The sequence below is a fragment of the Paenibacillus sp. FJAT-27812 genome (genome assembly GCF_001273905.1).
Taxonomy (GTDB): domain Bacteria; phylum Bacillota; class Bacilli; order Paenibacillales; family Paenibacillaceae; genus Pristimantibacillus.
The window spans coordinates 4,638,570-4,662,564 of sequence record NZ_LIGH01000001.1 but is presented as its reverse complement, the minus strand read 5'-3'; the positions used below and the strand labels follow the sequence as shown (position 1 = coordinate 4,662,564).

At 42.5% G+C, this 23,995-nt stretch carries 31 protein-coding genes and 1 pseudogene; 10 read left to right on the top strand and 22 right to left on the bottom strand.

The features are described 5' to 3' along the window. Positions 1-101: 101 nt before the first annotated feature. The 8 genes from ADU23_RS19315 to ADU23_RS19290 form a co-directional block, all read right to left on the bottom strand. Positions 102-1,235: an MFS transporter gene (locus ADU23_RS19315; RefSeq protein ID WP_053375224.1), complete on the bottom strand. Its 1,134-nt coding sequence runs from the start codon at positions 1,233-1,235 to the stop codon at positions 102-104. A gap of 151 nt (positions 1,236-1,386) precedes the next feature. Next, positions 1,387-1,875 (bottom strand): hypothetical protein, encoded by a 489-nt coding sequence (locus ADU23_RS19310; RefSeq protein ID WP_053375223.1) that lies wholly within the window; start codon positions 1,873-1,875, stop codon positions 1,387-1,389. A 129-nt stretch (positions 1,876-2,004) separates the two neighbouring features. Further along, a complete protein-coding gene (locus ADU23_RS34075) occupies positions 2,005-2,223 on the bottom strand; it encodes a nitroreductase family protein (protein WP_331459269.1) in 219 nt (72 codons plus the stop codon). Further along, complete coding sequence (locus ADU23_RS34070; RefSeq protein ID WP_331459268.1) at positions 2,193-2,354, bottom strand: nitroreductase family protein; 162 nt, start codon at positions 2,352-2,354, stop codon at positions 2,193-2,195. Before ADU23_RS34070 ends, ADU23_RS34075 begins: the two co-directional genes overlap by 31 nt. Further along, positions 2,341-2,688, bottom strand: coding sequence for a hypothetical protein (locus ADU23_RS31805; protein ID WP_063846057.1), 348 nt, complete (start codon positions 2,686-2,688; stop codon positions 2,341-2,343). The genes ADU23_RS34070 and ADU23_RS31805 overlap by 14 nt, the downstream gene beginning before the upstream one ends. Positions 2,689-2,931: 243 nt before the next feature. Then, positions 2,932-3,621: an antibiotic biosynthesis monooxygenase family protein gene (locus ADU23_RS19300; protein ID WP_053375222.1), complete on the bottom strand. Its 690-nt coding sequence runs from the start codon at positions 3,619-3,621 to the stop codon at positions 2,932-2,934. 113 nt (positions 3,622-3,734) lie between these two features. Beyond that, positions 3,735-4,133 carry an RrF2 family transcriptional regulator gene (locus ADU23_RS19295; RefSeq protein ID WP_053375221.1) on the bottom strand — a complete coding sequence of 133 codons (399 nt, stop codon included), beginning with the start codon at positions 4,131-4,133 and terminating at the stop codon, positions 3,735-3,737. A gap of 268 nt (positions 4,134-4,401) precedes the next feature. After that, a complete protein-coding gene (locus ADU23_RS19290; RefSeq protein WP_053375220.1) occupies positions 4,402-4,701 on the bottom strand; it encodes a hypothetical protein in 300 nt (99 codons plus the stop codon). Between the two features lie 487 nt (positions 4,702-5,188). Here ADU23_RS19290 and ADU23_RS19285 point away from each other — a divergent pair, with 487 nt between their 5' ends. The 4 genes from ADU23_RS19285 (at position 5,189) to ADU23_RS19270 (ending at position 7,896) form a co-directional block, all read left to right on the top strand. Continuing rightward, positions 5,189-5,644 (top strand): hypothetical protein, encoded by a 456-nt coding sequence (locus ADU23_RS19285; RefSeq protein ID WP_065383794.1) that lies wholly within the window; start codon positions 5,189-5,191, stop codon positions 5,642-5,644. A gap of 55 nt (positions 5,645-5,699) precedes the next feature. Beyond that, a complete protein-coding gene (locus ADU23_RS19280; RefSeq protein ID WP_053375218.1) occupies positions 5,700-6,152 on the top strand; it encodes a hypothetical protein in 453 nt (150 codons plus the stop codon). A 54-nt stretch (positions 6,153-6,206) separates the two neighbouring features. After that, complete coding sequence (locus ADU23_RS19275; protein WP_053375217.1) at positions 6,207-6,566, top strand: hypothetical protein; 360 nt, start codon at positions 6,207-6,209, stop codon at positions 6,564-6,566. An 88-nt stretch (positions 6,567-6,654) separates the two neighbouring features. Further along, positions 6,655-7,896 carry a sialidase family protein gene (locus tag ADU23_RS19270; protein WP_053375216.1) on the top strand — a complete coding sequence of 414 codons (1,242 nt, stop codon included), beginning with the start codon at positions 6,655-6,657 and terminating at the stop codon, positions 7,894-7,896. Positions 7,897-7,936: 40 nt separating this feature from the next. On the opposite strand, the gene ADU23_RS19265 is transcribed toward ADU23_RS19270, so the two are convergent. Beyond that, positions 7,937-8,716, bottom strand: coding sequence for a hypothetical protein (locus ADU23_RS19265; RefSeq protein WP_053375215.1), 780 nt, complete (start codon positions 8,714-8,716; stop codon positions 7,937-7,939). A gap of 125 nt (positions 8,717-8,841) precedes the next feature. Here ADU23_RS19265 and ADU23_RS19260 point away from each other — a divergent pair, with 125 nt between their 5' ends. Further along, positions 8,842-9,039: a hypothetical protein gene (locus ADU23_RS19260; RefSeq protein ID WP_053375214.1), complete on the top strand. Its 198-nt coding sequence runs from the start codon at positions 8,842-8,844 to the stop codon at positions 9,037-9,039. A gap of 34 nt (positions 9,040-9,073) precedes the next feature. Here ADU23_RS19260 and ADU23_RS19255 read toward each other — a convergent pair whose 3' ends face one another. Then, positions 9,074-9,514, bottom strand: coding sequence for a hypothetical protein (locus ADU23_RS19255; RefSeq protein WP_053375213.1), 441 nt, complete (start codon positions 9,512-9,514; stop codon positions 9,074-9,076). Between the two features lie 308 nt (positions 9,515-9,822). Between ADU23_RS19255 and ADU23_RS19250 the strand changes: the two genes are divergently transcribed. Further along, positions 9,823-10,599, top strand: coding sequence for a phytanoyl-CoA dioxygenase family protein (locus ADU23_RS19250; protein ID WP_053375212.1), 777 nt, complete (start codon positions 9,823-9,825; stop codon positions 10,597-10,599). 47 nt (positions 10,600-10,646) lie between these two features. Further along, complete coding sequence (locus ADU23_RS19245) at positions 10,647-11,543, top strand: AraC family transcriptional regulator (protein WP_053375211.1); 897 nt, start codon at positions 10,647-10,649, stop codon at positions 11,541-11,543. On the opposite strand, the gene ADU23_RS19240 is transcribed toward ADU23_RS19245, so the two are convergent. Together ADU23_RS19240 and ADU23_RS19235 are read right to left on the bottom strand one after the other, a co-directional pair. After that, a complete protein-coding gene (locus ADU23_RS19240; RefSeq protein WP_053375210.1) occupies positions 11,533-12,852 on the bottom strand; it encodes a DUF4179 domain-containing protein in 1,320 nt (439 codons plus the stop codon). The genes ADU23_RS19245 and ADU23_RS19240 overlap by 11 nt on opposite strands. Further along, the gene (locus tag ADU23_RS19235; protein ID WP_053375209.1) at positions 12,779-13,381 is read right to left on the bottom strand and encodes an RNA polymerase sigma factor; all 603 of its coding nucleotides are present in this window, start codon (positions 13,379-13,381) and stop codon (positions 12,779-12,781) included. The genes ADU23_RS19240 and ADU23_RS19235 overlap by 74 nt, the downstream gene beginning before the upstream one ends. A 543-nt stretch (positions 13,382-13,924) precedes the next feature. Here ADU23_RS19235 and ADU23_RS19230 point away from each other — a divergent pair. Then, entirely contained in the window at positions 13,925-15,034 is a 1,110-nt protein-coding gene (locus ADU23_RS19230; protein ID WP_053375208.1) for a hypothetical protein, read from the top strand. Between the two features lie 369 nt (positions 15,035-15,403). Here ADU23_RS19230 and ADU23_RS19225 read toward each other — a convergent pair whose 3' ends face one another. The 3 genes and pseudogenes from ADU23_RS19225 to ADU23_RS19220 form a co-directional block, all read right to left on the bottom strand. Then, positions 15,404-15,865 (bottom strand): DIP1984 family protein, encoded by a 462-nt coding sequence (locus ADU23_RS19225; RefSeq protein WP_053375207.1) that lies wholly within the window; start codon positions 15,863-15,865, stop codon positions 15,404-15,406. Positions 15,866-15,973: 108 nt separating this feature from the next. Further along, positions 15,974-16,102: pseudogene (locus ADU23_RS33680) on the bottom strand (helix-turn-helix domain-containing protein); the annotation flags it as partial. A gap of 4 nt (positions 16,103-16,106) precedes the next feature. Further along, the gene (locus tag ADU23_RS19220) at positions 16,107-16,940 is read right to left on the bottom strand and encodes a sugar nucleotide-binding protein (RefSeq protein ID WP_063846219.1); all 834 of its coding nucleotides are present in this window, start codon (positions 16,938-16,940) and stop codon (positions 16,107-16,109) included. Positions 16,941-17,170: 230 nt separating this feature from the next. On the opposite strand from ADU23_RS19220, the gene ADU23_RS19215 reads away from it, so the two are divergent. After that, positions 17,171-17,926 carry an alpha/beta fold hydrolase gene (locus tag ADU23_RS19215; RefSeq protein WP_231637491.1) on the top strand — a complete coding sequence of 252 codons (756 nt, stop codon included), beginning with the start codon at positions 17,171-17,173 and terminating at the stop codon, positions 17,924-17,926. Positions 17,927-17,990: 64 nt separating this feature from the next. On the opposite strand, the gene ADU23_RS19210 is transcribed toward ADU23_RS19215, so the two are convergent. The 6 genes from ADU23_RS19210 to ADU23_RS19190 form a co-directional block, all read right to left on the bottom strand. After that, the gene (locus ADU23_RS19210; RefSeq protein WP_053375206.1) at positions 17,991-18,521 is read right to left on the bottom strand and encodes a GNAT family N-acetyltransferase; all 531 of its coding nucleotides are present in this window, start codon (positions 18,519-18,521) and stop codon (positions 17,991-17,993) included. Positions 18,522-18,714: 193 nt separating this feature from the next. Continuing rightward, entirely contained in the window at positions 18,715-18,861 is a 147-nt protein-coding gene (locus tag ADU23_RS34280; RefSeq protein ID WP_442950654.1) for a MerR family DNA-binding transcriptional regulator, read from the bottom strand. A gap of 132 nt (positions 18,862-18,993) precedes the next feature. Next, positions 18,994-19,449 (bottom strand): hypothetical protein, encoded by a 456-nt coding sequence (locus ADU23_RS19205; RefSeq protein ID WP_053375205.1) that lies wholly within the window; start codon positions 19,447-19,449, stop codon positions 18,994-18,996. A gap of 176 nt (positions 19,450-19,625) precedes the next feature. Continuing rightward, a complete protein-coding gene (locus ADU23_RS19200) occupies positions 19,626-20,558 on the bottom strand; it encodes a hypothetical protein (RefSeq protein ID WP_053375204.1) in 933 nt (310 codons plus the stop codon). A gap of 535 nt (positions 20,559-21,093) precedes the next feature. Continuing rightward, positions 21,094-21,741: a 2OG-Fe(II) oxygenase gene (locus ADU23_RS19195; protein ID WP_053375203.1), complete on the bottom strand. Its 648-nt coding sequence runs from the start codon at positions 21,739-21,741 to the stop codon at positions 21,094-21,096. Between the two features lie 304 nt (positions 21,742-22,045). Beyond that, complete coding sequence (locus ADU23_RS19190) at positions 22,046-22,684, bottom strand: nitroreductase family protein (RefSeq protein WP_053375202.1); 639 nt, start codon at positions 22,682-22,684, stop codon at positions 22,046-22,048. Between the two features lie 116 nt (positions 22,685-22,800). Here ADU23_RS19190 and ADU23_RS19185 point away from each other — a divergent pair, with 116 nt between their 5' ends. After that, entirely contained in the window at positions 22,801-23,160 is a 360-nt protein-coding gene (locus tag ADU23_RS19185; protein ID WP_053375201.1) for a MerR family transcriptional regulator, read from the top strand. Between the two features lie 90 nt (positions 23,161-23,250). Here ADU23_RS19185 and ADU23_RS19180 read toward each other — a convergent pair whose 3' ends face one another. Next, a complete protein-coding gene (locus tag ADU23_RS19180; protein ID WP_053377720.1) occupies positions 23,251-23,784 on the bottom strand; it encodes a DNA topology modulation protein in 534 nt (177 codons plus the stop codon). Positions 23,785-23,995 lie beyond the last annotated feature (211 nt).

Below are 23,995 nucleotides of genomic sequence, written 5' to 3'. Positions count from 1 at the left end.
GACTAACGAATGTACGTTTCTTTGTAAAGAAATTTTTCATAAAAACATGATTATAGAGTCATAAAGGTGATTAAAGTAGATGGTTTATAAAAATTATTGGATTAGTTTTTCAACAACCGTTTCACAAACAAAGCGAACAGCAGCAAGGAAAGCCCTACCGACACGGCGCTGACCGTGAATAATGCTTGGTAGCTCATGTATTGGGAAACCCAGCCTAACATGATCGCACCTAGCCCGATGCCTAGGTCATTGGCAGTCGATATAGAGGCGTTGGCAACCCCAATCCGGTCCGGACGGGCTAGACGTATCGTTGCCGCTTGAAGGGCCGGCTGCGCGGAGCCGAAGCCGATACCATATAGAACCGCCGATACTAGCACACCAATCAAACCGGTCGAGAGGCTCAAGACAATCAATGCACAAATGGTCATCACAAGTGCCGGCATAATGACAAAAACCTCTCCGAACCGATCAGAAAGCTTACCCGAAATAGGACGGCTGAGCGCAAGCGTTGCAGCAAAGGCTAGAAAAAACGCGCCGGAATTGACCTGGATTGAATCAGCGAACAGCGGAACAAAGGTAGTAATGCCGCCATAAGCAATAAACAGAAAAAAGACCGATGCCGCAACGGGCAAGACCGATTTTTCGAACAATTCGATTTTTCTAGCTCTAGGATTCGGTCGGAAAGGCATTTTTGCACCTAACATCAGGAGCAGCGCTCCCGCAGAGAGGACGACGGCGATGAGAAACAAATCGCTGTACGACCGGTTTTGAGTAACCCAGATGCCAAACATCGGGCCGACTGCCATGGCTAGCGTCATAGATGTACTAAACCACCCCATTCCCTCGCCGCGTCGGGTGGGCGGGATCATATCCGTAATCGCCGTCATCGTTGCGGTCGTGGAAACGGCCCAACTCATCCCGTGCAAAATTCTGAGCCCCATCAGAACGACTATTCCCCCGACCCAATTATACATATACATCGCCAGGATGAAGAGAAGCAGACCACCGACGAGAAACGGACGCCTGCCGAACCGGTCTAGCAGCTCGCCGACGATCGGCCGAAAAATAACGGCAGACAACATAAACGCGCCCATCGCCAGACCGACCTGCGATTCATTGCCGCCCATCTGTTTGATGAAAAGCGGGAGCGTCGGATACAGCATATAAAATGCGTTAAACAAGAATAGGTTTCCTATAGTCATAAGAGTGAACGACTTCGTCCATAGGCGATCCATGTTTCATTTCCTCCTTTTGTGACATACTAATAACGATCATATCAACGCTATTATTACATTTGGAGTTAACTCCAAGTCAAGAGGAATCGCAAGAAAGGAGCAGTTGCCTTAGGCAAGCTGCTCCTACACTCTAACGTCTCTTTTAATTGATTCAACTTAAGGATTTCATCATTCTTTTATCTTTAACGAACTTATCAAATAAGTAACGCATAAGCGGTCCCATAATGATGAGTTGCAGAGGGAGAGCGAAAATGAAATTTTTGAAAACCATTGAAAAATAACTTTCAATTAAGGAGTCTCCGCTCAAACTGCCAGAAAAGTAAGCATTCGATAATCCATAAAGAGACATACAGAGAACCATTCCAATTACCATAAAAAAAGAAATCGATAAAATCATTAATACCTTCTTAGATTTATCATACGGTAATGATAAAGCTATTTTTTTTGCTACTGGGCCCACAATAAATAATTCCAACAATAAAGCAGTAATAAAGCCGAAAATAAATTGAAAAATTAATCCATTCAGCGATATTTTGCCAATCAAGCCGTTTGTAAATAAATTATAAGTTGTCATCGCTACGACCATCCCAAAACACATCATCAGCCCAAAATAAAAATTTTCTTTCTTCGTTGTTGGCAATTTCCATCATCCTCTCTAGTTACCTTTGTTATTATAAAGATAATGGATGCCTCCTCATAAGTGAAAAGTTTGTGAACATTTTGTCGATGGAAACGAGAGATACTCCCCATTATTCGCTAAGCATATGTGTTAGGACAAGTAAGTAATCTTAGAAGCAATCGACGTTCTTGGCTTGGCAGCCGGAACTTCCGGCGGATAGCCAATACCAAATACACCAACAACATCGTAATCATCCGGCACACCGAGAATGAGGCGATTATGAGGCAAAGCCCCCCAAGAAGCCCAAAAGACTCCGACTCCTAATTCATGAGCAGCGATTAAAAAATTTTGGACAAAACAGGAACCCAAGGTTCGTTAAAACGATGATTAGGCGCATAACTAGCCGTTTCCAGCCAAGCCAACAAATCGTTTTCGCTAATTGGCTCAGACTTAAATGATCGAATATTACTGCGGGATCTAATTAAATCAGTTACTGTCATTGTTTACATCATCTCCATCATTATTATTATCGTTTTCAGGCAAAGCTTCGCGAAGCTCAAACGAATGGATAAACTCCTGGATGATCGCATCCGTTGCTTTTAATTCTCCGCTTATGACAAGTTTTATTGCTTCAAACTCCGGCTGATTCAGTTGCTGCATTAACGTCGAACGCTTCGTATTAAGTATCTCAAGGAATGTGATCGCCCTGCCTCGACGAAAGGTTTGAGCACTAAGGAAACGGTCTTTTTTTCGATCATCATGTTCAAGTCCCCGGTTTTCCCTATGCCCTTTATGCTCATAATGACCTTTATGTCCGTGTCTTCCCTCGCGCATTTTACTCCTCCTTCAATCGTATACATTTGTATACATCTTCTTTGTGTATACAAATGCATACAATTCACGGCTGGCTGTCAAGAAATTAATCATTAGAAGGTCTGCCGCCGTCATAGACCCGCATCAAAAAAAAGCGGCTTCTCCCCGATAAAATACCGGAAAAAAGCCGCTTCATAGAATGTCATTTTCATGATCTGCTTGACGGGGTTATGCTTTTATTTGTTTTACCTATTTGTTATCGATTTATTCATTATGAAGCGTCTTAGCACCTTCGGCATCTGGATAGTACTGCGGTGCCTCACGCCGATCAAACATGCCATAATCTCGTATCACTCGAACGCGGCGAAGCCGTACTGCTTCTTTCAAAATGACGTTGTTCTCGAAGGTTTCTGCAAAGGAATGATCAAGCCACGTTACAAGGAGAACAATATCTCCCGAAGCAAAAACAGCATCGAAAATGTCCCAAGCGATTATTCCAGCATACTCTTGAGCAAGTCCTAAATATTCCCTTATTTGTTCGACGGTCATCTCTTTCAGCCATTCAGCAGACCGTTTTGCTTCGATCAACGTAACGGTCGTACCCTCGCCGACCTCAGTCTCGTCCAAACGCTGCTCATGCAAGGCATATCCTGCTGGGATTCGGGTATCTATTGTAATTTGGCCAACCCGCAAATGATAATCCAATAAAATTTCAGATCGTCCTTTTTTTTGGACCTCATGATGACTCATTCGAGTACGCCAACGGACAACCGATTTCTCATCCCGCCAGCTCGAAAGCGATAAAATCCATCCTTCACGAGTAAGGCTTCGATACCGAGTATTGTCAATAAAGCCTTCCACTAGATCTAACTCTGGCCTAAGCATCTTTGCGCTTCCAAGATAAGCATCCCATTGTTCACCTTTAGGATGAACTTCAAAAATGACAGAAAACATAACTCCTCCTCGGCTTCATGGATGGCTGTATTTTCATGCGAATGACTCACATAACTAGCTCATTTTTCTCTCTACTTTCACCTTTTTGAGATATAAAAAATAAGGACGGATCCTTACACCGTCTTGAGTAATTTCGCTAAATCCGCTATTTTTTTATTCTCTAGGTACTGCTCCATCTGACGTTCGGCGTCTAGCACAACCTGCTGGATTAGACATTCGCTTCCGTGGTCCAGGCTGCATTCGAAGAAGGACGCTGTCCCTTCGATCGCACGGATGACATCAAGAAAGGAGATATCCTCCTGCTTCCGTCTTAGTCGATATCCACCGTTTGCGCCGGGCGCGGACTGAATCAATCCGGCCTTTACAAGCTTGGTCATCATCTTGGACAGATAGGTTGGCGAAACGCCCAGCTTCTCAGCAAGCACTTGAACGCCAACAGGCTTATCTGTCTCCGCTGTTACTAGATAGAGCATCGCATGAAGCGCGTAGTCGGTCGCCTGGGAATACTTCATTCAGCACCTCCATTAAAGATTCTGCGAATCCATATTAACTCTAATTTTTGTTAAAGGCAACTTTTATAGCGGGATATGATTTCAAAAACGGTAAACGGACAAAAGATGAGCTGGACTGGGGATAACCCGTCCGCAAAAACAGTGGTTTATGGAAAAGGCGTCTACCTTACCTGCGGCTTTAAAGTAAACGCAATATCAAAAACCCGTAAGATGGGGACTTCATTTGCGAAGTGTCCACTCTTACGGGTCTTTTTAATCAATAAAAGGACTATTTTTTCGAACGTTTCTTGGCAGATGTTTTAGCAAGTTTTACTCGCTTCACGCTCGAAACCATAACATTTTTTTCCGTATACGTGTAATGTTGCTTGTAGACAGGACAACAATGATGTTGTTTTATCGTTTCAATATTTTGAACGACATTCACAAGCTGCGGATGGTAGTAGTCCTCGTACTGCGTAATTGGAGGATCATAGATCGTCTGCGTTGGACAATTGGGACAAAACTCAGCTTCATTTACGCCGCCTACGTTATTCATATTGTTCATATTATAGTAGTTATTACGATTCACAATAATTACCCCTTCCTGTTTTGGAATACACCTTATTGTATTCGCAGAGAAACAATCCTGCCTGTACGATTGACATGGAAGGCGATGGCCTCCCGTTTTGGTGCGGTATGCAGGGCGAGAGATTTAACGTGTATGAGCTGCAATTTGATCAGGCTGCTATTTTATTTCGGTCGATTGGATCAAATACCTTATCGCTGATCCACATCCTATTGGAGCGAAACTATCAATTTTCAATATACTTTCATCCCAATTTCTAAAATTCCATCTCAACCTCGAAGCAAAATGTACTTTTGCATCGGGGTTTTTGCACATTTCTTTTAAAACGGGCTTGAATATAGTGGTAGAGTAGTAGATTTCAACTGAAAGGAGCTATCTGAACGAAACTGGTAATGAGTCCAATGCTCTCGGGAGAGTATCGATTGTTGGACCCGTCACTATGATCGGACAAGCCATGAAGGCCAGAATCATAAAAAAGGAGATGTCGCTCATGTTAAATATCCTTGATTTCGAATTCGAAGAAGTTCCTATCGGAGGAGGGTCTTTGCCCTTAGCTGTAAATGCAGGGGCTTCCGAATTACCTTTAACAGAAATATGGCTTAGTGTCACCGGCTCTAATCAATATATCTTCATGTACTCTACGGTTGGCTGGCAAGCACAAGTCACCACTATGACTATTGCTCCCGAGCTTATCTTCCGTATTCGACGCGGCGGCTTTGGAACTAATTCCCCCATTGTATTTCAAACATCGGATTCTGCTTTGTTGATTGGGAACACAGCCATCAGTATGAACATTGGTATGACTACAGCATTTGATCATACTGAGCTCCCTCCGATGTCTGTCATTGGAGTAGCGCAGCAATATTTCTTAACGGTTCAAAATATAGGCGTTGGCAATGCTTCCATTGTCGGTCCCGTCAATTTAACCGGTTTTGTATTGGGATGATTGATGGATACACCTTAGGAAATCAATAGTTTACTACAGAGGAGCTGTGATTTGAATGCTCAATATCCTTGATTTTGACAAGGAAGAAATCCCTATCGGCACAGGAGCGCTTCCTTTAAATTTGACCCCAGGCACCGAACTTGCGTTAACTTCCATATTCCTCAATATATCCAGCACGAATATCGACATCTTATTGTCTGCTACCGTGGGATGGGAGGTACAGCTGCTGAATCAAACCATTATCCCTAAACTCGTCTTTCGGATTCGCCGCGGAGGGCCGGGGACAAGCTCCCCTATTGTCTATCAGACGCAAGATTCGCAGTATTTACCGGATTTCCAGCAATTTATTATGCCAATTAACTTTAATACTTCATTTGATCATTCGGAGAATCCCAGCCCATCGATCGTGGGGAGTTATCAGCAGTATTATTTGACCGTTCAACAAATTGGCATCGGAGATGTTGCTATTATCGGTCCTGTCAATCTCACAGGCATGATTCTCGGTTAAAGGAAGCTCTCCGTTGTACGTTAGCAAAAGCGAGGAATCGGCCTATGCCAAGTATTGTCGATATGGCTGACAGCCACAAGCGCAACGAACCAGCTTCAATTTTGGGGAAATATCGGTTGGGCGGTACAGCTTCTCAATCAGGCTGTAACTCCGCAGCTAACTTTTCGCATTCGCACGGGAGGTTTCAGTCCAGCAGATCCTATCGTATTCCAAACGACTGACTCCGAGCTGTTTCCTGGAAATCTTGGCTTTATCATTCAGACTACATTCAATACTTCATTCACCCATACGCAAGTACCGGATCCGACTTTGATCGGGGTGGCCGTTCCCTATTATTTGACCGTTTCCTATTTTGGCCTTGGAAACGTGGCCATTGCGGGACCGGTCAATCTTACTGGGCAAGTTCTAGGATGAAAAAGGAAAACAACTTGGGCATGCAATTTGCAGGCGTCAAGTTGTTTTTCTCCGTTTAATAAAATCCATTTTAAGGAGGGACGTCCATTTGACGAATATACCGGTTACTATGGGAACATTGTCACAGCAAGAACCTTCCATAACCGTTAATACTTTAAACAATTTAACAGTCATTGTTACATCAAGCAGTATTGCAACAGGAACCTCCAGAATCAATGTATATGTGTCGCAGGATGGCGGGAATACGTACCCAACCACTCTGACGCTGCCCTTGCCCGCCGGTTTTACGACCCAAGGCAATGCAATAGGCACCTATGGATATCGCAATACATTCATGATAGCCTGCACCGAACTGAACCTTAATCCGGTCATGGATTCCTCTACCGCTGTCTACACATCCACTGATAATGGTGTCACTTTCTCTGTACCGGTCATTACCTGTGAGGGCTTTGGCGTGCAAATATATAATGATAAGCCTTTTATTCAACTCGATAATTCTAACGGAAGCCCTTATCTGGGCCTCGCACATGTTGGGTTTACAAGGTACTATGATAATTTCGCTACTTCTGGCACTTATTATCAACGTTCTCTCGATCTAGGGCAAACGTGGTCGATACCCATTCTTCTGTCCAATCAAACGACAGGGACTGCCGTGTTCGGCACGAATGTCGCGATTGGACCAACGGGAGAGGTCTATGTAGCATGGGCGCAGTATGCTCCAGGCAATCCACAATTTCTCTTTCGCCGATCAGATGATGGAGGTGCGACCTTTAATCCGATTGTTGTGGTTTCGAATATTTCCCTCGTACCAAGTCCGCTTCCCGTACCGGGATTCGCTTTCCGGGTGTTGACGAGCGCCTTCCTAGCGGTAGATATTTCACCCAACCTTGGTCAAGGAATCATATATGCCGTTTGGCAAGGCTATCAGACAGGATCTTCGCACATCTACCTTGCAAGGTCAACAGATAAAGGAAATACTTGGTCGACGCCGATTCAAGTGGATGACAGCCCCGCCGGTACGCAAAATTTTTATCCGAATATTGCGGTTTCACGTACTACGGGCCTAATCCAAATTGTGTATTACACGAATCGTGTCGACTCCAGCATGCTTGATGTTTTTGGCACGACTTCGGGCGATGCAGGCGCCACTTTTGCCCCTAATACGCGACTCTCAGACACTTCGTTTGATCCCAATGCAGACCCGAGTTATGGGGAACCTTGCACTTCATTAGGAGACTATATTGACGTGGCATTCAAATACCCCGACAGACAGATTACGGTTTGGACAGGAATGATCAACGATGTCCAAAATATTATTTCAAACTTATAGCCTAACAATCGGGAATGGGATTAAGTTCTCGCTCCCTTTTTTATTTCGAATAGCATTTCTTATTTTCACAGCCATATGTAATGTTGGTTGTGTCGTCACGGTTCATTAAAGAATGTTCAAAGTCAGCTGGAGCCATTGTGCTCAGATCTTCTACAAATGCAACTGCTGCAGCTTTGCTATCTTTCTGTGTAGGATTGCCGCCGATCGCGAATCCAGATGGTCCCTGATAAGCCGTAAACAGCCATTTGTGATTTGCGTGATCACTAGCTTCAAATAGATACGTGAATGCATTATCATTTTGATTCGTTTCATAAAGGGGAGCACCAAACCGCGTCAACAGTTTACCCCGATAGGCGGCTATCTCATCAGCGTCTGCACTTACATTCATGATCTGGGAAGTACCTATTAGACGATTAGAATCTTTGATAATCGTATATATTAATTCCTTATACTCATTGGCCTTAGCTGCACTGCCATCATCAATGGCCATTAATCGCCAATTAAAGATGATCTTTATAAATTTCTGTGATTCCGGATCTACATAGTAACTGGCTTCTAGGAACTGATCATTTTTCCTTTTGATCGACATGAATAAATCCTCTTTCCCGCTATCACCCATAACTTTACCCTCATATTGAATAGTAAACGACGGATCCAAACACCAAAGCTTACAATCCTGCCGTACGGTTTGCAGGGAAGCGTTGATCGCTTGCTGATTTACCTTTACCCCGCGATTCTTAAGCTCGATAACGAGCGCCACCAACAGTATGACTAGCAGTATAATAAATACAACCCTTTTACGAGTACGATTATCGTTCATTAAAGTCCCTTTCCTATTTTAATCTAATAAGCTCTGTTTTTTCTTGAAGCAACACCATAAGGAGGGCTTTTATGATACATTTAAGAAGGCATCAAACTCATCTTTTTTAGAGCGGGGGACAAGAAATGATGATTGTAAGTTTTCTAATTATCGCTTGGATATTAAGTTGGTTTAAGTTTAATCAATTGTTCGTTCAAGCATTTAAAGAGCTGTTTAATAAGGAAATCACTATTGCGAGTTATTATTTTATGTTTTTTGGGATTGGTGCCATTGGCGACTTGATTTTATTTATTAATGGATCTTATAATGTTTTACTAAAATAAGTAACTATTATATTTTTCGATTTCAACGAGACGCTTAAAGTTTGTTCATCGCTTTAGTGAACGGGTTTATCATGAGTGGATTTTGTTTGTTATGTGACCAATAGATAACTACGACGTTTTTCTTTTGGCGAATGTTGGGATGCAGGTCAACCATACGCAATGATGATATCCCCCCTGATTGGTTGGCTGACTTACTTTCTTCCTCAGAAGTATACTGATATATGAAAACAAACTCACGATTCGCCATATCTGCCGTAGGAAGCGTAAGCTCGAAGGCATCAGGAAATACGCCGTTAAGCTGCAAAGAAGATTCTACGCCTTGCTCCGCGATACCCGCATTTATTTTAGTAACTTCCAAGCCTTGTTGTTGCAACCCTTTTTGAACATCTTCCGCTGTAATGTTCCGATTGGCACAGGCAATCAAAACCATCAAAATGGCAATTGGAATGCAACAGAGCTGCCAAAACCTCCTCATCCTTCAACGCCTCCCTACTTACTTGAATCATCACCACATACATTTTCGAATTTAGCAAAAATATTTTATCTTGGAATATTCGCGAAATGATTGAACATTCCTGCCCCTTCCGCTTAACGATCCAGTTATAGAGCGGCTATTTAGCATTTTTTTCAACCTCTGTAAATTTCCGAATTCGGCTCCGGACTGCTTAAGCCACCGGTAATCTGTCCCAGAGAAGATTGACCTAATAACGGATAAGATCCCCCAAGAGCAAGCCGAGTCGGCGTGATAAGCTAAGTCCATAAAAATCGAAAGGTTGATGGTGGATGACTCATGTCGTAACGCAAGAGCAGATTGCATTTTATCAGAAGAACGGATTCGTTCAGGTGGACAATATCCTCAGCCCGGAAGAGGTTGCGGAGCTCGCAGAAGCGATGGAAGAAGCGATGGTGGATCGCTCTCAGCTCTCCATTGCCACCGATGTCAGCACCGGCTCTTATTACAAGGTGCTTAACCAGAAGGTCAACGTTTGGCGTGACCACGGCATCATGGCTAAATATTCGCTGCACGCCAGAATCGCCCAAGCGGCCAAGGACCTTTCCGGCGCGAGCGGCATTCGCCTGTTCCATGACCATGCCCTCTGGAAAATGCCACACGATTCCAAGCCAACTCCCTGGCATCAGGACCTGCCCTATTGGCCGATGAACGAGCCCGGCGCGCTCTCCGCGTGGATCACAGTCGACGACGTCGACGAGAGGAACGGTTGCATGATGTTCATCCCCGGCTCGCACAAAGTTGGCAAATTAACTGGCATCGACCTCGTTAACCCGCAAAATATTTTCGATTTTGTCACCGGTACGGAGATGGAGCATGTGAAACCGGTCGTGGTTCCGTTGAAGAAGGGCAGCTGCACGTTCCATCACGGGCAGACTTTCCACTATGCCCACTCCAATCAGTCGGATAAGCCCCGCCGCGTGCTGGCAATCATCTACATGCCGGACGGAACGACCTATAACGGGAAGAATCATATTGCCACCGATGGACTGGGGTTAGAAATCAATGATAAAATCAAAGCAGGAACGTTGCCCCTGCTGGCCAAATAACCGGCAGGCCGCGACATGCAAACTTCTTCGGAAATGAAGTGAAGCCTATGACCCGGATCTTGAGCAAGCAATATTTCGACAACCCCGACTTTCCCTTTTACGCCGGATATTACGTCATTGCGCCGGGCGAGGCGATAGCCGAGCACTCCCACGAATTTACAGAGTTGGCGTACGTGTCGGAAGGCTCTGGCGAGCACAGCTATAACCATGGGGACTATTATGCCATACGCGCTGGCGACGTGTTCCTAATTGAGCCCGATATGGTGCATGCCTACAGGGTCGGGTCTGCCGGGAAACTCGTTATATGCAACGTCTTATTCATGCCTTCTCTGCTCAAGAACGAGCTGATTACAATGTCTTCGGTTACGCCCTTCGTCGACTTTTTTTATGTCGAGCCCTTCCTCCGCAACAATGCACGATTCGTATCGCGGCTCAGTCTGCGAACGAGCCAGCAGCTCGAGATCGGCAGCATTTTGGACAAGCTGATCGCAGAGCAGAACATCCGGAGTCTAGGCTACCAAACGATGATCAAGACATCCATGATCCAGCTGTTTATCTCTTTAAGCCGTTACTATCAACAGATGGAGCGTCCCAAAGAAGCCTTTCCCGACGAACAAAGTCTTCAGATGATCGTCGATTTCATCCACCGCCATTATGCCCAACCTCTCACGCTCGAGCAAATTAGCCATATATGCGGCATGAGCGCGTCTGTGTTCTCTTCCAAATTCAAGCTGTACACAGGGAGAACCTTTATCGAATATCGCAATGAGATCCGTTTGAATATTGCCCAGGAAGCCATCCTGGACACCGACGACAAAATTGCCACAATTGCGCAGAATGTCGGGTTCGACGACCTCAGCTTCTTCAATAAGCAATTCAAAAAAAAGACCGGGGTTACCCCCGGTCAACTGCGCAAGAAACAAACGTATGATTTTATTTTTTGATATCCAGAGGAATAGATATGGTCTTGTCGTAGGTTTTAATATAGTGAAATCCGTCCAGCAGCAAGCTTTCCGGTTCCTCCGTTGTGTGAAAAGAATACGTCTGCTCCCATAGGATGTTACCGTTTTTCAGATCCCACGGGCGTGATTGGGAAATTGATGATACGGGAACTACGATACCACCCGCTTGAACGGATAAATTTTCCCTATCCAAGATTGTAAATTGTTTTCTGGCGATCACGATATCATAGCCTGTATCGGTTTTTGTGACGCTTCGAATCCAAAGCTTCTCCTCGCCAATTTTAATAGATAGATCCGATGGCGAGGCTAGGGAGATGGGTTCTTCTACTTTCTGATATCCGGAGAAATTTTCGAGTACAAGTTCAACGGTCTCGATCTTGTCTGTTGGAAGCACATCAAATTCAAGTTCAAATCTAGGGAATCCCTTTTTAGAGGGATTGTACGAACGCATTCCCCATGATTCCACTTCTGTTCCGTTCACATAAAGCTTTGTTTTACCTGGAAATCTTGGGTATCCCTCATCATCCATTTCATAATGTCCCTTCACGATGGTTGAAGTCGGCGAAGCCGTAATGGAGTCATAATGGATAGTCCCCTGATCAACAGGGACGGATTTTGAAATGTCCTCTTTAAGTATGCTGTTCATCGCTTTATTCGCATCAAACTTGAAGGAGATCGGATATGATGCCCGTTTTCCATTATCTAGCCACTCACTGAATGCAACGGTTAATGTTCTGGAGAATGGACTAACCGGCTCGAATTTATATACTCCCTCGTACCGGGTCTCGTCTTTGCTATAACCGCCACTTCCTTCTTTGAAACCTGAATTAGTCAATAATCCATGCAATTTACCTACGTCGTAACGAAATGAACCATTTTCAGTTAATACGGAGCCCGCGGTTCGATCAATGGTGTAATACATTAGCAATGCGTTATCGTCCGCTATAACCCCGTTAATGGTAATGACAGTGCCGTCATCAAGCGTTTTGCTTTTGTTGACCGTTTGTCCGTATCCTTGCTCCGCCACTTCAGCAAAGCTTAGAGAAGACAGCTCGATTTTATTAAATAACTTACCGCCAAAATAAGCAAAAGCAGGATATTGATAAGTTCCGACAATTAAAAGGAGCGCTGCGGCTGATGTTGCAACCCATGTCATCGCTCTATTCATGTTTCTTTTCTTAGTAGGGACACGTTCAAGCGCATTTCGAAGCCTGCCCTCAAGTTCTGACGGTGCCTGCACGATATTTAAGGTCTGTTTGTGCCCCTGTAATCTCTCCTCGATCGTTTTCATAACGATCACCTCCGATCATGACTTTCAGTTTTTGTATGCCTTGCGATATTCTCGATTTGATTGTGCCAACCGGTGCACCGGTCATGTCCGCAATCGTCTGGTATGGAAGATCATGCACGTAACGAAGCTCGATCGCTTCCCGCTGCCGTTCATTCAGATGAGAGAGCAGCACCTGCATGTCCATATCAGACTCTGTATGGCGATACGGATTATCATCAGTTAATGCAGCAAGCGACGGTTCCCCCTCGTCTCCCAGTGGAAGAAATCGTTCCTTGTTGCGGAGTGTTTTTTTGCAACGATTGACGAGAATGGTTTTGCTCCAACTGTAGAAGGCTTCGCCCTTTTGCAGTTGATCCAGCTTTTCATAAAGCGTAACAATCATGTCTTCCATTGCATCCATCGCGTCATGCTCATTTCTCATGTAGCTGTAGGCAAGACGATAATAAGCATCTTGATCGGCTATGATTAGTTGTAATAAAGCTTCCTTGTTGCCATTTTTGGCTTGTTTGACCAGACGGCTTATATTCATGTTCTCACCCCTTTTCATAGATAAGAGACCGCAGAGGTCATTAAAGTTCATTTTGCACAAAAAAAATCTCCACAACCAAGTCATAGGGATTTTTTCTATCCCTAGGAAGTTGCGGAGATTATGGTCTATAATCCATCTTAACCCGGCATAATCTGAATTTAATTGTAAAATGTTTTTTGGAGGAGTTAAATCTGCTTACCCTAAAAAGCCAGTCAGAAGGTCGCTCTACTATGAAGTTTAAAGCACCGGACTAGCAAAATCAACGTTTTGAAAACATTACCATTCATCATCTAGTCGTCGCGTAGATATCGCGCAGGAGTTTCACTAAGAGTCGTTCACCCTTGGAATCCGTGGGGGCGCCTTTATCGAACCGTATAATTTGGAGGATAAATTTCTCGGAATTGATAAACAAAGAAACACTTCTAAGCACCGCTTGGAATATACAGAAGCATAGGCATTTATCCCACGTATGCTTATTCTGACCAACTTCGCGGAACCTGCAAATTTTGCGAATTGCGAATAGGCACAAAGGAGTGTTTCAGGTTGAGTAAAAAATCATCTCACTACTTTGCCCGCGGCAACACCGCACACGGCGCCCATTTCTTGTATAAATCCACCCTACAAGGACTGAATACAATATTCGTTCTTACAGGTCCCCCTGGTACGGGAAAATCGACGGTCATTCGCAGCTTGGCGGATAGCCTGGCGGAAAAAGGCCAGCACGTACAATACTTCCACTCCCCTCTTCGTCCAGGCGAACTGGATGGCATCATTGCAACAGAATTGAAGGTTGGTGTTGTCGATGGGCGAGTCTGCGAGGGAATTCCGGATAATGAGGCTGGTGAAATCGTCTTTATCAACTTCGGGGAAGCAATAGACAACAGCCATATGAAACCGGAGCATCTAAGAACGATCGAAGACCTTAGAGGCAAGCTTGTAGATGCCTATACAAAAACATATGAAACGTTCTTGACAGCATTACGGATTCATGACGAATGGGAAAAATATTATATAGAAAGCATGGATTTCTTGAAGGCAGACCAGATTGCGCAGCAATTGATCCAACAGCTTTACGCTGGCCATGAAACCGACGCAGAAACAATTGGGCGACACTTGTTTTTCGGGGCAGCCACTCCCAAGGGCGCATTCGATTTTATTCAAAGCTTGACCGCTGAGCTGGAGAGGCGGATTTTCATCAAAGGAAGACCAGGCTCCGGAAAATCGACACTGCTCAAAAAACTTGCTTCCGCTGCTGAACAGAATGGAATCGAAGTTCAAGTGTTTCATTGCGGCTTTGATCCAAACAGCCTTGATATGTTGATTTTCCCACAGCTCAGCACAGCTATATTCGACAGCACCGCCCCTCATGAATACTTCCCTGATCGAGACGGGGATGAAATTTTGGATATGTATACGCTCACGATGTCCCAAGGCACCGATGAAGCATATGCAACCGAATTAGCCGCTATTAAAGAACGCTACTCTGCGAAAATGAAGGAGGCCACCTCCTATCTGGCTGTAGCTGAAGCGATTGATTCTCAAATTAAAGCCTACTATGTAGCGGCAACGAATTTTTCGGTCGTAGAGGCACTCCGATTGCAGCTACATTCAAAATTAAATGAGCTGCTCGCCCCACAGCAGCCGATAAAGTAAATACGCCGCCCCATCCTCAGAGCAGGCTCTGTGAGCAATATAGCTGTCCTTTTGCCATGGTTGGCCACTGGACAGCTTTTCTTTTTTCGCTTCTTGACGTAAAAAAAAGAGACAGCTCAGCTATATGCCAACTGCCTCTCTTCTACTACAAATTAAACAAGTCCCCGAACCCGCCCTCACCTAACCGATACATCAGCACGTGGTCGTTACATTAAACAATATACAGCCTAGTTACATGCTATCGCGCACTCTTGTTACATTATTGGGCTAATTCGTTATGTTTTGTAGATATGGCCCTGCATCTACATCAAGGTCCAACTACCCGTTGGTGGGTTGTGCTCGCCTGTATGATTTCGGTTACCAACTTATTTAGTTATCCAGTAAATCCGTGCTCCAGTTTTTCTCCTGTATCTTGAAGTCCAACTCGCGGTATTTCCTCGACAGCTCGTCAACCTCTTTTTGAAGATTGGCGATTTCAACGGTTGTGTAAAATTTCACTTCTTGCCGGCTGTATCTTTCCTGCTTAATGGAAGCCTCGCTAAGCAATTCATTAAGGATATTGCGATACTGCATGATGCGATCACGTTCAGCCAGCGCTTCTGATAGACTCATGCTTGTATCGAACGCGCTTAAAGCGTTCGTTTTATTAATCTTCTTCACCCAGACCGTCAAATCCCCCAGCGTCCGCCTTAATTCATCCAGCAGCTCTGACGGCGATTCCGAAGGCTGCTCTCCTTCTTGAACCTTTATGACTCTCCCAAGACGTTGCTTGATCTGCGCCACCTTCCGTTGGCAGTCCGCTCGCATTACAAGCGCTTCCGCTAGTCTCATCGCTAATCCCCTCCGCTATCATTAGAACAAACACAATAAAGCTAATATACCAATTTGTAATTCATTTTCCAATTGTTTTTTTGGATGTTGCCTATACAAACCAATTGTTTATGCCTGAGTATCTTCGTCACTTCTGTATTCTAAAATATTTCCAGGCTGACACTCCAAAGCCTTACTAATCGCCTCTAATGTTGATATTCGAAACTCAGTAGCAACTGCTCCATGATTGTTTAAAATGTCCTTAACACATAGTACCATTTTCCATTAAGTAAGAAATAATCTCCTCATTCTTACTCTGTAGAGAACTGGCGAGATCATCACGAATTGAACTCAGTTGAAAATAATACGTAGCAGCTTTATCCTGATAGAAACGATTTCGCAGTATGCTCTTCTCGCTTCCTAATCCGCTTAAGAGCTGTTCATAAAATTGTTCCTGCGTCATCCTATCCACTGAGCCTAAGTGAAATATCCCTCTTAGATCCTTTTCAATAATGAAGCGCAATTGCTTTGCCAGCATAACATCTAATATATGGTTACACACTAGATTGCTGTAAACATCTATCTCATTATTATTTTTGATACTTTCTTTGATTTGGCTCAGCCTTGGACCATTTTTGCCCCATATCGCAGGAATTCTGACAATGATCACTCGCTCATCCAAAGTTTCCTGCAGCATGTTTTCACAAGCAATTTTGAATTTTCCATAATCGGATTCCGATACAGGTATATCCGTTTCAACGTGTGGCCTCGAATAGTCCCCATCAAATACATTAGTCGTAGAAAAATAATATATACGGCTATTTGTATTCGTTAATTCGATTGTTAATTCTTTATGGAGCCTGAGCTGCTGATCAAATTCTCCCCTCAAACAGGAAATCACAATATCGGGTTTAATCTTACGGATCATTTCCTTAAACTGATCGATTTGATGAAGTTCCAATTTGTACTGCTTATCAATAGGGAGACTAGTAAGCGAAGAATAATATGTTCCATACAGGTCAAATCCATTTTTCAATTCATCGATCAAAGCTCTTCCTACAAGACCGCTTGCCCCTAATATAAGTACCTTTTGCATCATAATTTCCCCTTTGAAAAACTCCTTTATTAGAAAACGATCCATATCGTAAAAAAGATACGCAACTCCTAGTTTAAGCATACTGATTGAGATTCAAATTAAATGCTTAGCTTCACTAAACCAGTCCAAAAGCTTGTTCTCAAAAAAAATGCGCTAAATTTTGGTAACTTATATTCAATATGCACGTATAAAAAACGGGAATGTTTGATAACTAAGTGAGGTGTAATGCGTTGACACAAAAGCATTTAAAAATGGAAACTACAAGAGGAAAGTTACAATATTGTATTAGCGGGAGCGGTAAACCCAATATCGTTTTGATTAATGGCGGTGCTGGGCCCATAGAGGGCTGGCTGAAAATATGGCCAGAAATTTCGGAGTCATCATCTGTTTTTTCCTATAATCGCTTTGGTGTTACGGGTAGCGATAAGCCGCAACAACCCCAAGACGGATTAACGATTGTCGAAACGTTGCGTGAGGCATTAAAGATAGTAGGATTTGAACCTCCATTCCTGCTAGTTGGACATTCATTAGGAGGATTATATGCAAATTTGTTTGCCCGGCTTTATCCAGACGAAGTAGCTGGCATTGTGTTTTTAGAATCCAGCCATCCGAAAGATATCAGCCTTGATGAACATCAAGGTAAAATCGTAAAAACAATTAACAAGATACTTTCGATGTTTGATTCCTTGTCTTCCCATAAGCAATTCAATGAGGTTCATTTTGTTAAAAAAACGGCGGAACAAATTCACGCAATCGATCATTTTCCCCATATACCGATATATGTGATAACAGGTGGGAAAGAAAACCGTATGATGCCAGAGGAAGTTCGTAAAAAACGAATCAACCATCAGTTGGAACTGCTTGCTCTGTCTAGTAATAGCCTGCATATCACCGCTGAAAAAAGCGGACACTTCCCTCAATTCTCAGAGCCAAAAGTGGTGATTGATACGATCAAAGATTGTGTCAGACAAATACGACAAAGTTAGCTCGACAAGGCTGCTGCTGCATGCTGGCAGCCTCGTTTTACAGCAGGTTTGATTGCTTCCCTCATTAAATTGAATTTAACAATGAGTAAACGTTCGTATCATACGGAACGCCATTTTGGTACATATAATTTCTTAGAACCCCTTCTTTTTCAAATCCTAATTTTGTTAACATTTCATTAGAAGCTACATTTTCAATAAAAACAACTGCTCCAATACGCGTCAAATCAAGTTCTTTAAAACCATATGAAATCACTTCGGAAACAGCTTCAGCGGCATATCCTTTCTGCCAATATTCGGGATGAAGCTCATAGCCGATCTCGGCTCTTTTATGTTTAGTCATCCAAGCGTTAAACCCTATTGTACCGATAATACCTGGATAACCTTTTAATTCGATCCCCCATCTTATACCCCGTTTTTCATTGTAGTTCTTTGCAAAAAACGCAACAAACTGCTCTGCTTGTTCTATGCTTGTTAAAGGATCTTGTCCGTAATAACGTGTTACATCCTTATTAGAAAAACAATTGAAGATACCTTGAGCATCCTCTTTGACAATTTCTCGCAATAACAGTCTTTCTGTTTCTAGTATTGGATACATTCTCCCACTCCCTCTGGTGCTATAACAATAAGAAGCGCCGGTCGTATCTTCGGCTTGCCGCCCTTTCTTATCACGTTTATTTTGCAAACTTCGCAAAAGTTTCTAACTTAGAATTCGTGAAAATGATAAAAATTTCCTGCCCATTAGTCGTGAAAACGACAGCCAAGTTCCCGTTGCCGTTTCTTCGAGTTTATTAAGCTATCGTTACTCCGGATTCAAGAAGTCCTACAGTGTTGAATATGTTCTGAAACCCAGACATTAACCCTTTTTCCTCATAGTGCCGAACGGACCGAGTGCCAATCCCAGTTCGTTTAGCGAGTTGACTTATTTTCAAAGGCACAGAGTTGATCACATAATCCAATCATAAAGCATCACACTAGTGTAAAGGCCAAGAAGAAGCTTTATGCCCATTACTTCAATTAAAAAAAGCAGATTGCTGATGCATTCTGCTGCATTCCACTATCGTTAACTGTTAGTGCAGCAACTGATTAACTTTAGGCTTATAAGAAGCAACAATAAAACAAATCAAAATGCTTATCACACCACAGATGATATAGGTATACGTGTAGTAAGGCGCTGCCTCACCACGAATGAACATCATAGTTGTTATTCCATTCATCGATCCGTCACCGCCTGCAAGCACTAATAAATAGCCAATTAAATAAATCAACAATCGCTCACAAATAACAGGAATTATGCTTACCCATAGCGCACCCGCGCGTTTATTGACAAAAACCAGATTCGAATATATTCCAGCTATGAAATATGGAATGATTAGCAACGGTATACCAGCAAAAGTACCAGATTTGTCCCAATTATGGTCTATAGGTTCTTTGAAAATGATCCAATACAACGTAAACATTGCATACATCGTAAGAAAATAGCTAAACGTAATAACCATCCAGCCACCAATTATCTTGCCAACCATTTGTACCCCTCCCAATTTTGCCCAAAAGTTCTCTTAGCAATTAGACGATAATGGTAATAAAATGTTGCGCAAACCTACTCCTTAAATTGATAAAAGAGGTGAAAAAACATAACCGGGAAATCAAAAAAACCGGCATATCCAGTCAATCTGGACACGCCGGTTCCCTTTATTTACAATTATGCAAGCGCAAGCTTGGTTACTCGTCCATCGAAAATCCATTCAGCAACATAAACAGAACCCTTGGAATCTACGCAAATGCCATGAGGTGAGCTGAATTTATTATCTTTGTAGTAAGACTTAGGTAAATTCGGCCAGCCCTCTTGTTTGTATGCCTGCTGATCCTCGCCTAAATGACAGATTAACCGATCATTTTTGTCGAAGATCGTAATCCGACTGTTTAAGTCTGGGAAGAAAAGATCATCCCCGTGATAATAGAAGCTGCAAGGCTGATCCATATCGTCCACGATGACTCTTTTGAAATCGCCCTGTAAGGTAAAGACTTGAATCCGATGATTGCCGCGATCAGCTACATAAACCTCTTCTACACCACTACGTGTATCAATGGAAATACCATGCGGACAATTCAATTGTCCCAACTCCGTACCTTTGCCGCCCCAGGAACGGATATATTCCCCTGCTGCATTATAGTGATGAATCCAGCTTTGACCATAGCCATCAGATACATAAATATCACCATTTGCCGAAACGGCTACGTCTGTAGGGATATATTTTAGCTCCTCGCTATATAAATCAGGACGATCTGGCGTTCCCAATGTCAGCAAGTGCTTTCCGTCTAAATCCATTTTTACAACATTGCCGCGAGAGGTGTCTGTAACAAAGAGGTATTCGCTGTTTTGCTCCTTATGAAGATAAAATCCGTGAGCGCCACCCTCGAACTCTTCGCCCCAGGCCGCTTGAAACTCCCCTGTCTGATCAAATTTGAAAATTGACGGTTTTCCTGTATGAAAAACATAGACATTATCCTGCTGGTCTACGACAATTCCATGTGTATAGCCAAACTCTAAGTGTGCAGGAAGCTTTACCCAATCTGGAACAAGATCATAGCTGCGTGCCGTATTTCCTAATTGCGGAGTTTTGTTTGTTGTCATAATGAATCCCTCTATTCCTTAGTAAAGTGATTGGTCATTGTTCTTTGTTTGCAAAAAAAGGATTAGGCTTCTACATTCGACTCGAAAAGTCTATTCGTGAAGGCGTATTCTTTTATGATACATTCCCAAGCTATATTAATCTTTGAATTAACAAGACCTAATTTTGCACTATGTGGACATAATTCACTGCTTTATTTATTGCTACCCGTTAGCGTTTAAAGGCTTAGATTTCCACATTCGATACAGTCCAGCAACTAAAAAGATAAAAGCAATAACTTCTATCATTCTAGGAATGTAAGTCATTAAAGAGACCATTAAAAGCATCGAGTCCTCCCTTTATTTTTCGACATAAACGCACTATAACCATACGTTAAATATTATTTTTTATATTTTACGAAAACCAACTGGAATTATTCTACTATTCTACCCGTTAGTTCTATCTACATGACTAAAAATCAAAAAAACCGACCTCGTGAGGTCGGATTTTTCCATCGTTAACAACCTGTCTTCCCATTGCTTCCATATCATTATTCATCTAGGGAAAGCGATGGGCTTGTCTTCTCATCCACATCGTGGCAACCCACTTTTCCCCTTTGATCACGGGTGTACCTGCATGAAGGGTGAAATCGTTTAATTCATGATTGCTGTAAAAATATTCAAAATAGACAGCCATGCCTTTGTTAGGAATCACTGAGATATTAAGCATGGGGAAAGCCGTTTCTCCGCCTTCCTCCACGTCATTCAAATACATCACGAGCGTACTAATTCGATTGTTAGCGCTTGCTCGACTCGTTTCTGCAAAGAAATCATAATGAGGTTGATACTCTTGTCCAGGGGTATATAGCAGAACTTGCAAACCGTCACCATGCTCGATAGGAATATTCATAATTTGAGAGAAGCGCTTCTCGATTTTTGTAATCGTTTCTTTCTCCTCACAAAACACTCCACTGCTCGTTCTAATTTGATTGACTTCACGATTTCCACCTATTTTCGAACGTTGCAATTGTTCCCTAGAATGTTTAATTAGCTCATCGCATTCCTCATCGCTAAGCACACTACCCAGCACGGCAACCAATGGCTCCTCATACTTGGCAAGAATACGAATCTCTCGATCATCTGTCTTGATCGTATTTCCAGCATGATCAAATATCGTCCGCTCTTTCTCTGTCGTATCCCCTATCATCCTTACTCAGCCCCTATAGCATGACATTCTTCACAACATACTATACCATAAACTGGAACTACTTATTCTGCTATATTCAGAAAAATCGAAATAATCAAACTGTATGAGGAGATTAATTCGTTACTTAAGATCTCGATTTGAAGAGGTTTCATTGTTCACACACCTTTTTAGTTCCTTTTTTCTTGGTAGGCACTTTACGTTGCCCGTTAGCATAGAAAAAGCAACCGATCATTCTGATCGGCTGCTTTCGCTCCATGATTGAGATATTGTTTTCCACTAGTATGAATAGATTCCAGATATATGGCTATCTCCAAAACGTAATCTTATCGGATCCTAATCGAACTGACTCATGCCCAGCTTCTTTGGCTTTTCCGATTGAAATAATCATTACCGGAGCATAACGTTCTTCATTTAAATCAAATGCTTTTGCTAACTGGTCAACTTCAAAGCCTGCCATTGGATTCGTATCATACCCGTGAGCACGGGCTACTAACATTAGCTGCATGGCAAAGAGACTGCTATCGACTTTCGCTACTTCGACTTTCAATTCTTTTGATAGAGACGGGAACATCGTTAGAATAGTTCCAAGTTGTCTATCTCGTACTTCGGCGGGCATCTTTCCTTGTTCCACAGCTGTATTGTAAATTTCTTCAGCATATAAATAGCTCTCGGTATCACCGAAAATTAATAACATGGCTGATGAAGTATCATTTTGTAAAGTATTGAAACGAACAAGAGGTCTTAGTTTTTCTTTTCCTTCTGGCGTATCAACCACCATTACACGCCAAGGCTGCATATTGGCAGAGGATGGCGCCAAGCTGGCTTCCGAAATAATCTCGCTTATCTCCTCTTTCGATATTTTAATGTTCTCATCGTAACTACGCACAGAACGTCGTCCCTTTACTATGTTGGCGAAATCGTTATTTTGAATATTGTTAAACATAATGCCTCTCCTTTTGATAACATTAGATTTTTTGACATTGTGTATGTCGTTCGTTATCATATTCGTATTATGAACTATAAACCTAGGTTTATAGCAACAACTAAAGAGGTCCCAATATGAAAATAAATGAGGTTTCAAAATTAACTGGTCTGCCCATATCAACATTGAGATTCTATGAACGCAAGAATCTAATTCCGGATTCATTTGTTAAAAGGGATGTAAACAATTATCGTGTTTATTCTGAAGAGATTGTTGACTTTCTAAATGATGTGAAGACACTTTTATCCGTAGACTTTTCTATAGAAGAGTTAAGTTTGCTAATAAATCAACAACTTAACTTATCTTACGAGGTAAAGAAGAAAATAGTTGAACAGAAAATCATCGAGATTGAAGAAATTGAAAAGCAATTGAGAAAGTCGAAAAAATTCTTGACTGCAACTTTGGAGGGAAAAGCGAATTTTCGAACAAAATGTTAAGGACCATTCACATAAATATTGAAGCTTTCTCTATCACGCAAAAACGCCCCGTATACTTCAATTACATACGGGACGTTTTCGAATATTCGGTTATTGTTTGTCTGCGCGTTCGTTTAATGAATACACTTTTTCCAAAAAACCTCTCACGTCCTTAGGAGTCTTTAGAATGATGACTTCTTTTTCTTGCGATAATCTTTGCAGTTTTTCGGAAACTACAGGTTTTTGTTTCTTAGGGTAGTCCCAGACCCACTTCAAAAAATGCAGACTAATTCTTTCTTCACAGCCCTCTGCCATGTCACTCCTTTTTTTGTTACGGTACTGAACTCTCCTCTTTATTACACGGTATAAACACAGCCACTTCGACAAGTCTAAAAAAATTATAGTATCCGCGGCTTGCAATCTGATATCCATTGTACCGTTATAGTTACCGTCGATAATCCAACTCCCACGATTCACCAGTTCCTGTTGAACCGTTTTTTGCTCATCTTTCGGAGTGGCTTTCCACCCTGGTTTCCAGAACATTGCGTCAAGATGGTATACATCAATAGCTAAACTGTCGCCTAACTTATGAACCAAAGAAGACTTTCCAGAACCTCCTGAACCTATAAGTATTATTTTTTTCATATACATCGTTTTCATTTATTCTGCATACCTTTCCTTTAAAATTCCATCGTACAAATCATTCTAGAAATCTTTGGATTAACCTTCCCGAGGAACTTGATTAAACACTTCGGTAAGCGGAATAGCAAACATGTTCCGTAAACAGATATTTTCGAATCTAACGTTTGTTGACTATAGTATCAAGTTTGTTATCTAGAAGCATCGAATGCTCTAT

Excerpts from the sequence above, each read along its gene's own strand:
- ADU23_RS19180 (WP_053377720.1), bottom strand. The coding sequence starts at position 23,784 with ATGAAAAAAATAATACTTATAGGTTCAGGAGGTTCTGGAAAGTCTTCT.
- ADU23_RS19260 (WP_053375214.1), top strand. The coding sequence starts at position 8,842 with ATGATGATTGTAAGTTTTCTAATTATCGCTTGGATATTAAGTTGGTTT.
- ADU23_RS19245 (WP_053375211.1), top strand. The coding sequence starts at position 10,647 with ATGACCCGGATCTTGAGCAAGCAATATTTCGACAACCCCGACTTTCCC.
- ADU23_RS19280 (WP_053375218.1), top strand. The coding sequence starts at position 5,700 with ATGCTCAATATCCTTGATTTTGACAAGGAAGAAATCCCTATCGGCACA.
- ADU23_RS19295 (WP_053375221.1), bottom strand. The coding sequence starts at position 4,133 with ATGAAGTATTCCCAGGCGACCGACTACGCGCTTCATGCGATGCTCTAT.
- ADU23_RS19190 (WP_053375202.1), bottom strand. The coding sequence starts at position 22,684 with ATGTTTAACAATATTCAAAATAACGATTTCGCCAACATAGTAAAGGGA.
- ADU23_RS19205 (WP_053375205.1), bottom strand. The coding sequence starts at position 19,449 with ATGGTTGGCAAGATAATTGGTGGCTGGATGGTTATTACGTTTAGCTAT.
- ADU23_RS31805 (WP_063846057.1), bottom strand. The coding sequence starts at position 2,688 with ATGCGCGAGGGAAGACACGGACATAAAGGTCATTATGAGCATAAAGGG.
- ADU23_RS19225 (WP_053375207.1), bottom strand. The coding sequence starts at position 15,865 with ATGAGACTAGCGGAAGCGCTTGTAATGCGAGCGGACTGCCAACGGAAG.
- ADU23_RS34070 (WP_331459268.1), bottom strand. The coding sequence starts at position 2,354 with ATGACAGTAACTGATTTAATTAGATCCCGCAGTAATATTCGATCATTT.
- ADU23_RS19255 (WP_053375213.1), bottom strand. The coding sequence starts at position 9,514 with ATGAGGAGGTTTTGGCAGCTCTGTTGCATTCCAATTGCCATTTTGATG.
- ADU23_RS19195 (WP_053375203.1), bottom strand. The coding sequence starts at position 21,741 with ATGATAGGGGATACGACAGAGAAAGAGCGGACGATATTTGATCATGCT.
- ADU23_RS19235 (WP_053375209.1), bottom strand. The coding sequence starts at position 13,381 with ATGAATATAAGCCGTCTGGTCAAACAAGCCAAAAATGGCAACAAGGAA.
- ADU23_RS19200 (WP_053375204.1), bottom strand. The coding sequence starts at position 20,558 with ATGACAACAAACAAAACTCCGCAATTAGGAAATACGGCACGCAGCTAT.
- ADU23_RS19250 (WP_053375212.1), top strand. The coding sequence starts at position 9,823 with ATGACTCATGTCGTAACGCAAGAGCAGATTGCATTTTATCAGAAGAAC.
- ADU23_RS19265 (WP_053375215.1), bottom strand. The coding sequence starts at position 8,716 with ATGAACGATAATCGTACTCGTAAAAGGGTTGTATTTATTATACTGCTA.
- ADU23_RS19300 (WP_053375222.1), bottom strand. The coding sequence starts at position 3,621 with ATGTTTTCTGTCATTTTTGAAGTTCATCCTAAAGGTGAACAATGGGAT.
- ADU23_RS19185 (WP_053375201.1), top strand. The coding sequence starts at position 22,801 with ATGAAAATAAATGAGGTTTCAAAATTAACTGGTCTGCCCATATCAACA.
- ADU23_RS19285 (WP_065383794.1), top strand. The coding sequence starts at position 5,189 with ATGTTAAATATCCTTGATTTCGAATTCGAAGAAGTTCCTATCGGAGGA.
- ADU23_RS19210 (WP_053375206.1), bottom strand. The coding sequence starts at position 18,521 with ATGTATCCAATACTAGAAACAGAAAGACTGTTATTGCGAGAAATTGTC.
- ADU23_RS19240 (WP_053375210.1), bottom strand. The coding sequence starts at position 12,852 with ATGAAAACGATCGAGGAGAGATTACAGGGGCACAAACAGACCTTAAAT.
- ADU23_RS19220 (WP_063846219.1), bottom strand. The coding sequence starts at position 16,940 with ATGCAAAAGGTACTTATATTAGGGGCAAGCGGTCTTGTAGGAAGAGCT.
- ADU23_RS19315 (WP_053375224.1), bottom strand. The coding sequence starts at position 1,235 with ATGGATCGCCTATGGACGAAGTCGTTCACTCTTATGACTATAGGAAAC.